At 46.0% G+C, this 14,486-nt stretch carries 13 protein-coding genes and 1 pseudogene; 13 read left to right on the top strand and 1 reads right to left on the bottom strand.

Features of this window, described 5'->3' with window-relative positions:
• Positions 1–105: 105 nt before the first annotated feature.
• Entirely contained in the window at positions 106–999 is an 894-nt protein-coding gene (locus ACOBQJ_RS16420; protein WP_421072861.1) for a hypothetical protein, read from the bottom strand.
• A 711-nt stretch (positions 1,000–1,710) separates the two neighbouring features.
• Here ACOBQJ_RS16420 and ACOBQJ_RS16415 point away from each other — a divergent pair.
• From ACOBQJ_RS16415 to ACOBQJ_RS16355, 13 genes and pseudogenes are all read left to right on the top strand, one after another.
• Complete coding sequence (locus ACOBQJ_RS16415; RefSeq protein ID WP_421072860.1) at positions 1,711–3,714, top strand: TOTE conflict system archaeo-eukaryotic primase domain-containing protein; 2,004 nt, start codon at positions 1,711–1,713, stop codon at positions 3,712–3,714.
• Entirely contained in the window at positions 3,704–4,111 is a 408-nt protein-coding gene (locus ACOBQJ_RS16410; RefSeq protein ID WP_421072859.1) for a DEAD/DEAH box helicase, read from the top strand. The genes ACOBQJ_RS16415 and ACOBQJ_RS16410 overlap by 11 nt, the downstream gene beginning before the upstream one ends.
• A 608-nt stretch (positions 4,112–4,719) precedes the next feature.
• On the top strand, positions 4,720–7,224 hold the full coding sequence (locus ACOBQJ_RS16405; protein WP_421072858.1) for a LuxR C-terminal-related transcriptional regulator: 2,505 nt from the start codon (positions 4,720–4,722) through the stop codon (positions 7,222–7,224).
• 102 nt (positions 7,225–7,326) lie between these two features.
• Positions 7,327–8,076: a hypothetical protein gene (locus ACOBQJ_RS16400; RefSeq protein WP_421072857.1), complete on the top strand. Its 750-nt coding sequence runs from the start codon at positions 7,327–7,329 to the stop codon at positions 8,074–8,076.
• 26 nt (positions 8,077–8,102) lie between these two features.
• Positions 8,103–8,165 (top strand): annotated as a pseudogene (locus tag ACOBQJ_RS16395) (zinc-ribbon domain-containing protein); the annotation flags it as partial.
• A gap of 45 nt (positions 8,166–8,210) precedes the next feature.
• Positions 8,211–9,101, top strand: coding sequence for a hypothetical protein (locus tag ACOBQJ_RS16390; RefSeq protein ID WP_421072862.1), 891 nt, complete (start codon positions 8,211–8,213; stop codon positions 9,099–9,101).
• 162 nt (positions 9,102–9,263) lie between these two features.
• A complete protein-coding gene (locus ACOBQJ_RS16385; RefSeq protein WP_421072856.1) occupies positions 9,264–9,494 on the top strand; it encodes a hypothetical protein in 231 nt (76 codons plus the stop codon).
• Between the two features lie 307 nt (positions 9,495–9,801).
• Entirely contained in the window at positions 9,802–10,809 is a 1,008-nt protein-coding gene (locus tag ACOBQJ_RS16380; protein WP_421072855.1) for a hypothetical protein, read from the top strand.
• Positions 10,773–10,952: a hypothetical protein gene (locus tag ACOBQJ_RS16375; protein ID WP_421072854.1), complete on the top strand. Its 180-nt coding sequence runs from the start codon at positions 10,773–10,775 to the stop codon at positions 10,950–10,952. The genes ACOBQJ_RS16380 and ACOBQJ_RS16375 overlap by 37 nt, the downstream gene beginning before the upstream one ends.
• Positions 10,953–11,462: 510 nt before the next feature.
• A complete protein-coding gene (locus ACOBQJ_RS16370; RefSeq protein ID WP_421072853.1) occupies positions 11,463–12,047 on the top strand; it encodes a 2-oxoacid:acceptor oxidoreductase family protein in 585 nt (194 codons plus the stop codon).
• On the top strand, positions 12,044–12,352 hold the full coding sequence (locus tag ACOBQJ_RS16365) for a 4Fe-4S binding protein (protein ID WP_421072852.1): 309 nt from the start codon (positions 12,044–12,046) through the stop codon (positions 12,350–12,352). Before ACOBQJ_RS16370 ends, ACOBQJ_RS16365 begins: the two co-directional genes overlap by 4 nt.
• Positions 12,349–13,533: a pyruvate ferredoxin oxidoreductase gene (porA, locus tag ACOBQJ_RS16360; RefSeq protein ID WP_421072851.1), complete on the top strand. Its 1,185-nt coding sequence runs from the start codon at positions 12,349–12,351 to the stop codon at positions 13,531–13,533. Before ACOBQJ_RS16365 ends, porA begins: the two co-directional genes overlap by 4 nt.
• Before the next feature lies 1 nt (position 13,534).
• Positions 13,535–14,473, top strand: coding sequence for a thiamine pyrophosphate-dependent enzyme (locus ACOBQJ_RS16355; RefSeq protein ID WP_421072850.1), 939 nt, complete (start codon positions 13,535–13,537; stop codon positions 14,471–14,473).
• The last annotated feature ends 13 nt before the right edge of the window (positions 14,474–14,486 follow it).

The following is a 14,486-nucleotide window of genomic DNA, read 5'->3' as shown; positions in this document are numbered from 1 at the left end:
CTTCTTCCCGGAGGACCTCCAGAACCACCTGGGTTTTAAAGCCGGCTGAATAATGATTACGTTTGTTCATGCTCCCATTGTAACTTATTTTTCTAGTCCTGTGTCTCACTCCTTGGGAGCATTATATTTGCCCAGGTCTTTATGGATAAAATAGTCGAAGGTGTTGCGGGCGGTATAACGGTTTAACTGCCTTTCCAGCAGGCTCTTGCCACCTGCAACTGTTAGAAGGGCGGCAAAGCCGGGATACTGCGCAACCACTTTAGCAAACTCCGCAATAACACAAGCGTTGTAGTCAGCCTGTTTTTTCTTTTCGCCTACCTTATATTTAAAGTAGATGAAAAGCTCGCTGTTTTCCAACGCAAAGGGCTTTTCAGTGTTGAGCTGAAAGAAGCGGTTTTTCCCCTTGTTGTTGTCCTTTTCTGTTTCAGCCTCGCCGATCTTAAAATGTACTGTTTGACCAAAGGGGGTTTTAAAGGTATAGTCCTTAAAATACTCGCTGGTTTTTATATAGTACTGGTCGGCATTGGCCCAGTGCAGCTTTACTTCCTCGCCTTCATAGGGGATGGCATATACTCCGTCCTTATAGCGCCGCTGGGAGATAAAATCTCCTTCGTCGTAGTAGCGGGAAAAGAATTCGGTTAAATGAGAATAGATATCTGCTTCCACAACGGTAATATCTGAATTAACCGTGTAAGCCGCTTTTTTTTCTTTAAGTTGGGCAATCATACCGGCTTTGATGCCATCGTCTAAATCCATGGCCTGGGCGTTTTGGAGGTCCTGATCGATCTTGGCAAGCTCGGCGGCATTACTGCTCTGTGATAAATCAGCCAGCTGCGCTGAAATCTGTACCATCAAATTCTCTTCTAAAAAGCGTTTGATTTCATTACGCTTATAGTTCATGATCCGGTATATGCCAAAATCCAAATCAGCCTGGTCAAACTGGAACATCTCAGCCAGCTTGTCCATTAGTTTCTTCTGATTATCAGTTAGGCTTGCCATATTGAATGACCTCCCATTCTATGGTGAATAATAATTAAGCCCGGCATTGCTCTATTGAAGCCTGTTTATTCTTTATCTCACTCATAACAGAACCTCAATATACGTCTCAATCTGCTTGGTCACCCCGCAAATGTCAGCATATTTCATTAGAAGATTCAGGTTGCGGTTATGGTTCTTAATATACTCTAGCATCATTTCCTTAATGATATCTTTTCCTATTTTTTTACGGTGCTTTATACAGTCGCAAATGGTATCTCTTTATTATATATTTTTACCTCATGCCTGCCGAATTTTATTTTTTCAATACCTGCGTCGAAAATCTTCGGTGAAAAATAGTATAGTTTAACCGGTGGGTAATCAGGCAGTTTATTACACATCCTAATAAGATGATCGGCAAATATTTGTTTTGGGAGTAGTATAATCAAGTAATTGATTTTAAGAGAGGTAATAATAAAGTTATTAGAATGTTTCTAGCCTGCTCACCAGTCATTGATAAATAATAAGGCTGATAGAAATAACTACCGAATGTTATATCATCATTATAAATGCTTCCAGGAAAAAAGAAAGGTATTCTTTTAATGTTATATTGGCACGGTAAAACCAGTGTCTATACATTTCGCATAATGTTAATGATATACTTGAGATATTTAACATGTCTAGACAGAGGTTAACATGACTGGGAAAAGATTAATACAACATGAAAATCTTCAATTGCAACTACAAAAAACCCTGTCTGAATGTGCCCGTTTGAGAGAAGAGAACGACAGATTAAAAGCTCTTCTTAATTTATCATATGAAGAAGATGAATCATCTTTTATAACTTCTGTTAACCAGGAACCAATTAAAATTACAACAGATACCGCTCCAATAACCATTTACTCTCCTGCTGTAAACAAGATTGCCCTTTTCCGCAGCTTGTTTAGAGGGCGGGAGGATGTTTATCCACTGCGCTGGGAAGGAAAGGCTGGTAAATACGGCTATTCACCAGCCTGTGTTAATGAATGGAAGAGAGAAGTCTGTCGCAAGCCTTCTGTAAAATGTGCCGATTGTGAAAGCCGGAAACTATTACCGGTAACAGATCAGGTTATTCATGACCATCTAACCGGTAAACATACTATTGGTGTTTATCCTCTTTTGGCAGATGAAACCTGCTGGTTTCTTGCTGCCGATTTTGATAAAAAAACCTGGCAGGCTGACTCTGCCGCCTTTCTGGAGACTTGCGGTGAAATGGGCGTTTCAGCAGTGTTGGAGCGCTCCCGGTCCGGCAATGGAGGTCACGTTTGGATTTTCTTTGATCATCCCGTACCGGCGTCCCTGGCCCGGAAGCTTGGCTGTACTATTTTGACACGCACAATGGAGCGAAGGCACCAAATTGGTTTTGATTCTTATGACCGCTTTTTCCCCAACCAGGACACCATGCCTAAAGGTGGGTTTGGGAATCTGATTGCCCTGCCCCTGCAGAGCATACCCCGTAAAACTGGCAACAGCTTGTTTCTGGATCAGAACTTTGAACCTTACGAAGATCAGTGGATATTCCTTTCCACGTTAAAAAAGGTTAGGACTGACGAAGCAGAGACTATCGTACAGGAAGCAACACGTACAGGCAGTATTATAGGGGTGCGGAAAAGTTTCGCCGATGGCCAGGAAGAAGAAGATCCCTGGCTGCTGCCACCTTCAGGAAAAAGAGTAGAGGCGCCGATTTTAGAACCCATACCGGATAAGGTAAGGACAGTCCAAAGCAATATGATTTATATTGACAAAAACGGTTTGCCACCTGCCATGATAAACCGCCTGATGCGCATAGCCGCTTTTCAGAACCCTGAGTTCTATAAAGCTCAAGCTATGCGGCTGCCAACCTTCGGTAAACCCCGTGTAATTGCGTGTGCGGAAGATTTCCCCCGGTACATTGGCCTGCCCCGGGGAAGTTTGGATGAAGTACGGGAACTGCTGAAAGTGTATAACAGTGAAGTAGAATTAACAGACGAACGTTTTGAGGGCAGGACAATAGATGTTGCTTTTAATGGTGAGTTAAGTTCATTACAGCAAATGGCTGCGAAAGCATTACTAGCTTATGACAATGGTATCCTGTCCGCCGCCACAGCTTTTGGTAAGACTGTAGTTGCGGCCTGGCTTATAGCTGCCCGCGGAGTAAATACACTTGTATTGGTCCACCGCCGGCAGCTTATGGATCAATGGAAGGAACGTTTAGCCGCGTTCCTTGATTTGCCGCCAAAATCCATTGGGCAAGTCGGTGGCGGTATAGACAAACGAACTGGCATCATTGATGTTGGAATCATCCAAAGCTTAAGCCGCAGAGGAGAAGTTAAGGACCTTGTAGGCGAATATGGCCAGGTTATTATTGATGAATGCCATCACCTTTCCGCTTTTAGTTTCGAACTGGTGCTGAAACAGGTTAAGGCCAGATATGTATACGGGTTGACTGCAACGCCAGTTCGTAAAGACGGGCACCACCCGATTATTATGATGCAGTGCGGACCTATCCGTTTCCGGGTAGACGCAAAGAGACAGGTAAAGGCCAGGCCCTTTGAGCACATAGTTATTCCGAGGTCTACGACCTTCAGGATGCCTCCTGAAACTATCAGCCCGGGTATCCAGGATGTCTATGCCGCTTTGGTCTCGGATGAACAACGAAATGACTTGATATTCGATGACCTCCTGTTGGCTCTGGAAGCAGGTCGCTCACTTGCTGACTGAACGGACAGAGCACCTTGATTACTTTGTCAACAGGCTTAAGGGTTTTGCACGGAATATTATTGTCATGAGGGGCGGCATGGGGAAAAAACAGCGAAAAGCTTTGGCCGATCAGCTTGCCAGTATACCGGACCAGGAGGAGAGGGTGATCATTTCTACCGGGCGATACATTGGCGAGGGTTTTGACGATGCCAGGCTGGATACGCTTTTCCTGGTTTCCCCAATCTCCTGGCGTGGTACACTGCAGCAGTATGCGGGGCGTTTGCACAGGCTGCACGATAACAAGCGGACAGTCCAGATTTATGATTATATTGATGTTAATGTGCCTGTACTAATGAGAATGTATGATAAGAGGCTTAAAGGTTACAGTTTCATTGGATATAATGTTCATAGAAGTTAAAATACAAAGAAACCTTCTCCAGCAGGCCCGTTTTTAGAGATTAGTTTAGCATTTTATACAGTGACTCAATGTATGCTTGGATACTGTGGATTTTATCCAATATGGCCCGCCTCCACCAAATTTGTAAAACAGCTCAGGTCAAATTGGCCTGAGTTTTTGCTTTTGTGTGAAATGGGGTTCGACGTGGAAGGTGAGTGCTTGGTATTAGTAGGTTGTAGGTTTTAGGATGTCAAACCCCCGTTATCATTGTCAGACATCAAAGTGGGTGGTAGCGGTGATGCTGTTAATCTAATGCGAAATAAGATGTCTTTTCAAGACTTGCTTACCATTCAGGGAAGCAGGAGTTTTTGTTCAATACGGGAATATACACAAGTTGGGTTATGATTATATCCGCTTTCCCCCTGTTCCATTTGAGGTATACCGGTTGGGAACTGGTTAAAGCAGATAATTACGGCATAAAGTACAACAGCCAAAGAGACTCCAGTTCAAAGGCCTTTGACCGGTCGCCAATTATGGTTGAAAGCCGGTGCTTATGAAGTGGCACTGTTGGATGATAAATATCAGGAGATTATCAGGCATACCCGGTTATTAAGTACGATGGAGAGACAATGAAGAAAACAAAACAATATAACATCAAAACCTTATACTTTTCGGATCGAATAAGGGAAGCAATGGACAGAGTCTTTGACCATCCCCTTACCATAATCGAAGCACCTATGGGATATGGCAAGACAACCGCTGTTAAAGGCCTCTTAAACAATGCCGGGGTCAACGTATTGTGGCAAACGGTTTATGACGGTTATGCCAGCAGTTTCTGGAGTGGATTCAGTAAACTCTTCGCGGAGCTTGACGAATGTGCCCTGAGACTTGCCCGGCTTGGCCTCCCCAACGACAGTGTGTCAAGGCAGGAGGCCTTAAACCTTATTGAAGAAGTACGGTTGCCGGAAAAAACCGTAATTATAATAGATGACTATTACCTGATCGATAATACTGACATTGATAACTTTATCGTTTTTCTTGTGAAAAATGAGATAAAAAACCTCCATGTCATCATTACCACCCGGCTTGCCCTCTTTGAAAACCTGGACGAACTCAAGCTGAAAGGATATGCGTATCATATTACCAAAGAAACTCTTGAATTAACACCCAATGAAATTACCAGATATTACAGATTGTGCGGAATCAGTCTTAAGGCTGATGAAGTTAATAAACTATACACCTATACCGAAGGATGGATCAGTGCTCTGTACCTATTTATGCTGAACATGCTAAGTGATGGGGGGATTAAGCAGGAGTCGGCAGAGTCGCGGGTGCCTTTGATGCCAAGCATTTATAACCTTGTGGAAAAGGCTGTCTTCAACCCCCTGTCTGAAGAGATTAAGGAGTTTATGTTAAGCGTTTGTATTTATGATAACTTCACGGTCGAACAAGCTGAACACATATGGCAAAAGCAAAATGCCCCTGAGCTTTTAGCTGAGATTTTATCGAGAAATGTTTTCGTAAGTTATGACATTCAAATCAAAACCTATCGAATCCACAGGATTCTTACCACTTTTCTCAGAGATATTCTGGGTAGAAAAGAGCTGAGGTATAAACAGGAGCTTCATCAGAAGGCGGCCCAGTGGTACATGAAAACCGGAAATTACCTGACTGCCATGCATCATTACTATCTATGCCAGGATTTTGATAAACTGCTTGATGCAGTGGAGATTGACAAAGGCAATAGCATATACTTCGAGCAAAAGGATTTGTTCATCAAGTACTTTGAGGAATGTCCCAAGAAGCATAAGCACAATCATCCGGTTGCTTTGCTGATTTATGCCATGTGTATGCTTACCTTTAATGAAATGGAACTGTTGGCCGAGGCATGCAGCGAATTTATCTGTCATTTGGAAAGCCCTGACCTTGATCATGATAGCAGGAACCAGCTTATAGGTGAATATGAGCTGTTGCAGAGCTTTACAAAATATAATGATATTATGGAAATGTCGCAGCACCATAGAAAGGCCTGTGAACTGGTTAGAACCTCGGCTGTGTTCCTTGACACTAAAGGCCCTTGGACCATGGGCTCACCCTCTGTTTTATATATGTTTCACAGGGAAGCCGGCAAACTTGCCAATGAGGTGAGTGATCTGAAAGACAGCATGCCCTATTACTATCAATTAACCAGGGGGCACGGCAATGGTGCGGAATATGTAATGGCGGCAGAATGGCATTTTAATCTAGGTGACTTTGAAAAAGCAGAAATCGCAGTACATAAGGCTTTATATTTGGCCAATATTCAACCAGAGATCGTGATCTGTGCCATGTTTTTGCAGATACGGATAGCATTGATGAAGGCTGATTTTCCAAACGTTCTTTACTTATTGGAGCGAATGAAGGAAGGCATAAATCAGAAGAAATTGTATTCCTTGATACATACACTTGATATGTGTGAAGGCTTTATTTATGCTTGTCTGAAGCAGGGGGGCAGAATCCCGGCCTGGATAGTAAATGGTGATTTTAATTCAAGCCGCCTATTATTTCCGACTACAGCATTCTACAATATCATTTATGGCCGGACGCTTTTGATAAAAGGCGATTATCTTAAAATGATCGGAATTGCAGAGCAGTTCAAAGTAATCGCCGCGGTTTCCCCCAATCTATTAGCGGATATCTATACCTGCATTTATGTGGCAGCAGCCAATGAGAGGATCTATCAATGGGATGATGCCCTTGGCACACTGAAGCAAGCGCTTGATATAGCCGTGCCGGACAGAGTGTATATGCCCTTTGTGGAAAACTACGACTACGTAAAACCGCTTCTGGAGCAGATTCACAGGGAAGGTAATTATGGTGATCATATCGCCAGAATCTTTAAACTTGGCGCCACATATCAAAATGCTACCACGCAGATTATCAGGGATTATTTCACGCTAATAAAGCCTAAATTGACCGAAAGGGAATTGGAGATAGCTTTACTCGTCGTTGATGGTCTAACCAACAAGGAAATCGGAAAGCGCCTGTATATATCCGAGAATACGGTAAAAACCCAGCTGAAAAGTATTTTTGATAAACTGGGGGTCAACTCCCGGTCTCTTTTAAAGCAATATTTACAAAAAGAGAATGAATAATTCTACCCAAAATCACCCACCGGGTGATATAAATGATAAAAAATCCACTGTACAATTTGTGTATGGTGGATTTTTATTTTACGTATAAAGGAGGAGTCAATAATGAAGAAGTTTTGTATAATGTTAGTTCTGCTGCTGTCTTTAATAATGAGCGGGTGTGGAGGAAAACAAGAACCGCAAGATTTGAGCAATACCACGAACACAGTTCAAGAAAAGATCAGCACCTCCGGCAATGATCGATATGACATTAACAAAGCAAGCTATGCTGTTAAGAATGTAAAAATTAACTATCCTCAGCTAAGCAATTTAAGTGACAGCATCAAACAGAACAAAATCAACGAGTTAATAAAGACATCAGCGCTGGAAGTTCTGGACGACTATAAAGATGATATCAACAGTCTGAACTTAAATATGGACTTTGAAATCAAATACCAGGGAACTGATTTTCTAAGTATTGAATATCTGGGATTGGCCATAGTGAAAGGCGCTGCTTATCCGGTCCACGTGCTGCAAACCGCCAACATCGACATGGTTAAAGAAAGAATACTTGTCTTGAGTGATGTGGTGATCGTCAACGACAGCTTTATTGAAAAATTCCAGGCAGGCCAATACAAGGCCTACAGTTCGGATTTGAACCTGCAATCAGCAGGAGTGCTTAAGGATAAATTGAGCAATTTCAACAGCCAGGATTTGATGGAAAGCTTGAAACAGCGGTCAGCCAGGTTTTATTTTACCAAAGATGCGCTGGGAGTAAGCGTCGAAGTGGCACATGCAGCAGGCGATCATCTGGAAATGGAGATGCCGTATAAGGATTTGAGCGGCTTGCTGTTGGTAAAACCTGATCCAAAATAACTATAGATGATGAAAGGGGAAAAAGGATGAATTGCACAAGGTGTAACACAGAACTGCAAGAGAATTCGGTATTTTGCCCGAAATGCGGCGAAAGGGCGGATGGATCACAGACGGTAAACAGTGGGAGTACGAACATGCTTGAAAAATTTAAAAGGCTCAGCACACTGAATAAGGTTCTGACAATAGGCGTGGCAGCTATTGTACTTTTCTTTGCTTATGCTATTTTCAGTCCTGATGATAATACTACTGCACCCAATGCTGCTAAAAATCAGACTGCCCCAGCAAAAACAACAACGCAAACTGAACAAAAAGACACAGGAACGCAAACAACACAAACCGACACATCCTGGCAATCTGAAGAAAACCAACAGGCTGATAAGGCAAAGAATGGCTTTAATAAAGTTACCTACAGTGACGGATCATATTATGAGGGGAATTTTGTTAACGGTAAGAAGCAAGGAAAGGGAACATTTGTCTCAGCAAAAGGAAACATGTCTGTGGGAGATTTCGTAGATAACCAGATAACCGGTCAGGAGGAAGTTGCCTATAAAAACGGTGACTTTTATGAAGGTAGGATGGTTAGAGGTATGAGAGAAGGAAGCGGTAAGTATACATTTGCCAGCGGCGAATACTACGACGGAATGTGGAGCGCGGATAAGCGGCATGGCTATGGTGTTAATTATTACACCAATGGGAACGTATACGAAGGCTATTATGTCAACGGCCTCCGTCAGGATACCCAGGGCAAGCTTACTTATTCGAATGGCGTAGTCTATCAGGGCGAATTTAACAATGATAAAATGACCGGACAGGCAACGAAGTATTACAGCGATGGTATATACCGGGGCTCCTTCGTAGATGGAAAGCGTGCTGGCTATGGCCAGTATCAGTGGGAATCAGGCAGCGTATACGATGGATACTGGGAAAACGATAAGATGAACGGTCAGGGCACATTCTATAATGGCAACACCGGCGTCACGGATTTTGGCACATGGCAGGACGGTGTTCTGGTAACCAGGGGTTGATCTCCCATTCAAGCGGGTAACCGGACTCTCACCCATTGTTGTACTGGTCTTCGGCACGTTGGTTTTTATGACACTTTGCTGATATATGGGATTGATTAGACGTCGCATAACTAAAATGCCATTTTGGAATGGTGGTATGAATGTATTAACGGAGGTATTTACATGATTTCCATTAAGAGGGTGGTGCCCCGGGAGAATTATAAATTGGAAGTGCTGCTCGATAACGGCAGCACTGTCATCCTCAACCTGGAAAGCAGGCTTTCCACTGTCCGTTTCGGCTTACTTAGGGACAAGGATTTTTTTGCCCGGGTGACGACCGACGGGAACTATATTCGCTGGGAGGGCAAAATTGAAATATCGGTCAGAGAGGTATTCCAATTGGCGCAGAAGTAACACCTATAAATAGATACGCAGCTGCTGCTGGCAAAAACATTTATGTTTTGCCGGATCAGCTTTATCGGGATTATTTCGCTAATGGCAAATATAAATACCCGCCTCCACCAAAATTAAAGCATAAGGCGACTGGTAGTGTAACTTAAAGCATAAAGTGTCCGTTTAGGACACTTTATGCTTTAAATATATAACGGCCATTTTATGCCTTTAAACATATATCTAATTGGCGGAAAATACTAAATGCTATAATAGTTGTATTGGAGTCAAGTGGATACCCCCGGATTAAAAAATGGAAGGTTTAGCTGCTATGAAAAAAGGACAGGAAAATCAAGCACACCTTGTTCAGCATCAAAAGAGAGGGGATAACAATGACGGCCTCCCAGCAGTCAGATTTCTTGAAAATATAGCCTGCGAGTACGATAGCGAAGGCAACGCGGCCAACCTTGCGGAAACGCTCGAAGTACGCCGGTGCGAACGATACCGGTCAGCCGATGCAGCGGCCATCACAACCGAAAGTGTACGTATCGATTACACACGAATCAGCAGAGTGCCGGACGGCAGATTCCATACGGAGGTCGATGGCGCGCGCTTCGAGTGCTTTTACCATGCAAGCGAATACGATTACCTCTACGTTGTGCTGGATACCATGCGCGATGACAAGACAATTGCGCTCGGGCCGCTCCCCCGCTTTCATAAGTGGTCATGGAATACATTTCTGAGAGGACATCTGCTAAGCATCGAAGACCCGATGTACTTTGAATCGGACATCCCTGTCGGCTGGTTCTACGGCACGCGTGAACAAGACTACCGCGACGCAACAGCAAAGCTCGTTAGGAACGTGGCGCGATGCCTCGGCATCCCTAACGAGCGAATTATCTTCTATTCAATCTCATCGGGAGGCACATCGGGCTTGTTCACCGCTGCGAAAATACCCGGCAGCATTGCCATAGCATCGAATCCCCAACTTGACCTCACGCGTTTTATCCCCAGCGCACTCGTCAGGTTCAAAGAATGTACTGGAATTGATCTTGCCTGTGAAAAGCAACATGGAGATGTAGGGCGTGTCGATTTCGCGCATGTTTTCTCCGCGGAAAGCCTTTCCAAGTACCTGGTCATTGTGAATTGCCGTTCGAAGATGGATTTCAATGAGCAACTTATCCCTTTCTGTCAAGCACTTGGCATAACCCCTCATTATGGTCTGCAACGGGTGGGGAACTTAATTATCTGGATAATCGATGCCCTGGCCCGCACCCTCACATTTGCTTTGAAAGCAAGACCATGTACTTCGCCATCGATTTCCTTGCAAAGACATTAGCGGGTGGCGGCGATACTGATCGGCTGAAGCCGCTTTACATCCTGATTAGCGAGTTCTGGCATGAAAAGGCGGGGCTGATTGCCGGGGATCCTGCCTGCCTCGCCGACGCGGACCCGCTCGCACTAGCTAATCTGATTGTCTGACGTTAATAACCACTATATATAGAAGGTACTTGAGTCAAGCGCATACCCTTTTTAATTAATTGCTTCTCGAATAGAACAAGCTTGATTTATTACAGGGGTATTTTTCAAAAGGAAGCGGCAGAACCGTCCCTGTGCTTCCCGATTAACTCAATTTTACAATTAACTAAAAATTTAGACAAAAATGTGATTGACAAAACACGGTCAAGAAAGTAGTATTTATTTATAATTTAAATAATTCAAAGGCATTGACGGAGAGAGTACGTTTCAGCCGAACGTTTTAGCGAGCCGGAGACGGTGCAAGCCCGGTACCAGTAGTCTGAACCCGAAGATCACTCCTGAGCTGCGGACCGAAAGAGAAATCCAGTAGGCTCCGACGGTTTTCCCCCGTCACCGGGAACGCATATGATGGTATGTTTGTATTGGGTGGTATAGCGGATGCCTTTTAGGCTTTCGTCCCTTTGGGACGAAAGCCTTTTTAATGTTATAAAGCTAATGACTGGAGGAAAAGCAATGGCGACCAATGGTATGGTTGAAATTCGCTGGCACGGCCGGGGCGGGCAGGGAGCCAAGACGGCCTGCCTGTTGCTGGCTGATGTGGCCGGTTTAGGAGGAAAATTCGTGCAGGGGTTCCCGGAGTATGGCCCTGAACGTATGGGAGCCCCTATTACGGCTTATAACCGCATCAGTGACAAGCGGTGTACTATCCATTCCAACATTTACTACCCGGACTATGTAGTTGTGGTGGATGAAAGCCTGCTGGAAAGCGTAGACGTTACCGGCGGACTGAAAGAGGGCGGTGCGGTAATCATTAACACTCCCAGCTCTCCCCGGGAGATGCGCCCCAGGCTGCGGGGGTGGACCGGAAAAGTCTGTACCATAGATGCCCGCCGCATTTCAGAAGAGTTCCTGGGGAAAAACTTGCCGAATACCCCAATGCTGGCCGCTGTGGTTAAGGTGGGCGGCGTTCTGGAAACCGGTCGTTTCTTAGTTGATATAGAAGAATCATTTAAACATAAATTCGCCAACAAGCCCCAGGTTATCGCGGGTAACATGGCAGCGCTGAATAAATCCATGGAAGAGGTGCAGGTTGGATGATAAAAGCGAAGGATATCAACGAAAATACACCCTGGCAGGACCTGACCCCCGGCGGGGAGATCTACGAACCTGGAACCGCGCGGGCCTTCAATACCGGTAACTGGCGGACCGACACGCCTGTTTTTCATGAGGAAGCATGTAAACACTGTATGCTTTGTATTCCATTCTGCCCGGACTGTGCCATTCCGGTAAAGGGCGGGAAGCGTCTGGATTTTGATTATATGCACTGCAAGGGCTGCGGCGTTTGTGAGGACGTGTGCCCCTTCGCGGCGATTACAATGGTGGCTGGAGGTGGGGCCAAATGAGCAGCCGCCTCTCCGGCAACGAGGCTGTGGCATATGCCATGAAGCAGATCAATCCCGATGTCATGGGAGCGTTCCCGATCACTCCCTCCACAGAAATTCCTGAATACTTCGCCCAGTATGTGGCTAACGGCGAGGTAGATACTGAATACGTAACCGTGGAGTCTGAGCACAGTTCAATGTCCGTGTGCCTGGCGGCGCAGGCTGCCGGGGCAAGGACCGTCTGTGCTACTTCCTCCTGCGGGCTGGCGCTGATGTACGAGGTCTTGTATGTGGCGGCTTCGTGCCGTCTGCCTATTACACTGGCCTGTGTCAACCGGGCCCTTTCGGGCCCCATTAACATAAACCACGACTACTCCGACTCTATGGGAGCCCGTGACAGCGGCTGGATCCAGATCTATGCCGAAAATAATCAGGAGGCCTATGACAATTTTCTTATGGCCATGCCTATCGGTGAGACCCCAAGTGTGCGCCTGCCGGTGATGATCTGTATGGACGGCTTCATTACCAGCCACGCCGTTGAGAATATAGAGCTTTTGGAGACGGATGCCGTGCGCAAGTTTGTCGGGGAATATAACCCTGAAAACTACCTGCTGAAAAAAGAAAATCCGCTGGCGGTTGGGCCGTACGATATAAGTCCCTATTACATGGAACACAAGGTCCAGGAGGCTGAGGCGATGAAGGCGGCCAAGGCCCGCATACTGGAGGTAGCCGCGGAGTTTGAAAAGATTTCCGGCCGGCGCTACAGCATGTTTGAAGAATACAGGATGGAGGACGCGGAACTGGCCCTGGTCCTGATGGGGTCAAGCGCGGGCACTGCCAAAGCTGCTGTCGACAAGCTGCGGGAGAATGGAGTAAAAGCGGGGCTGGTTAAGATCAGGGTGTTCCGCCCTTTCCCGGGCGAGGAACTGGCCAGGGCTCTGGCCAATACCAGGGCCGTTGCCGTCATGGATAAGTCCGAGGGATTTTCAGCCAACGGAGGCCCTTTATTCGCGGAGACCCGCAGCGCCCTGTATGATCTGAAGGAACGCCCGTATCTGATTGATATTGTTTACGGTTTGGGCGGCCGTGACGCAAAAACCGGGGATTTTGAAAATGTATTCGGCCGGCTGGCGGATATTGCTGCGACCGGCGAAGTTGGACCGGTATATACTCATATGGGTCAGAGGTCGAAGGAGGAGTAACATGAGCAGGGTATATAACCTGAAACAAGAAGTAGAGAAGCCGGCACGTCTCACCGGAGGGCACCGGCTCTGCGCCGGTTGCGGCGCCGGGGTCGTTGTGTCGGGTGTACTGCGCGCCCTGGATAGAGAGGACAGGGCAGTGGTGGTTAACGCTACCAGCTGCCTGGAGGTCTCTACCTTTATGTATCCTTACACAGCCTATATGGACAGCTTCATCCATTCTGCTTTTGAAAACTCCGCGGCTACCTGTTCCGGAGTGGAAGCGGCATATAACGCTTTGAAACGCCGGGGCAAGGTGGAAGGGACCGTCAAGTTTATTACTTTTGCAGGTGACGGCGGCACCTATGATATAGGTTTTCAATCCCTGTCAGGCGCCATGGAACGCGGCCACGATATGGTCTACGTCTGCTATGACAACGAGGCTTATATGAATACCGGAATTCAGCGTTCATCCGCAACACCCCAATTTACCCGCACGACTACCACCCCCACAGGTTCTGTGGGGCAGGGCAAGAAACAGAACAAAAAAGATCTGACTGAAATTTTGGTGGCTCATAATATTCCTTATGTGGCTCAGACTGCCCCCATGAACAATTTCAAGGATCTGCACACCAAGTCTTATAAGGCTATTTATACCAGGGGTCCTTGCTTTTTGAACGTATTGTCCCCCTGTCCCCGCGGCTGGGACTACCCTATGGCCAAGCTGGCGGAGATTACCAGGCTGGCGGTGGATACCTGTGTCTGGCCCCTTTACGAAGTAGAGGAAGGGGAGTGGCGCCTTAGCTATACACCGAAGAAAAAGCTGCCCGTGGAAGACTTTTTACGCCCTCAGGGCAGATTCCGCCACATGTTCCAGAAAGGCAACGAGTGGATGGTTGAAGAAGCGCAGCTGTATGTGGATCAAAAATGGGAACGCCTGCTGGAGCGAACCGGCGCTTAAAATCTTTGCGGAG

This window comes from Pelotomaculum propionicicum (assembly GCF_048984525.1).
Lineage (GTDB): Bacteria > Bacillota > Desulfotomaculia > Desulfotomaculales > Pelotomaculaceae > Syntrophopropionicum > Syntrophopropionicum propionicicum_A.
Note: the sequence above shows the minus strand (reverse complement) of the source record. Positions and strands in the feature narration are given on the sequence as shown.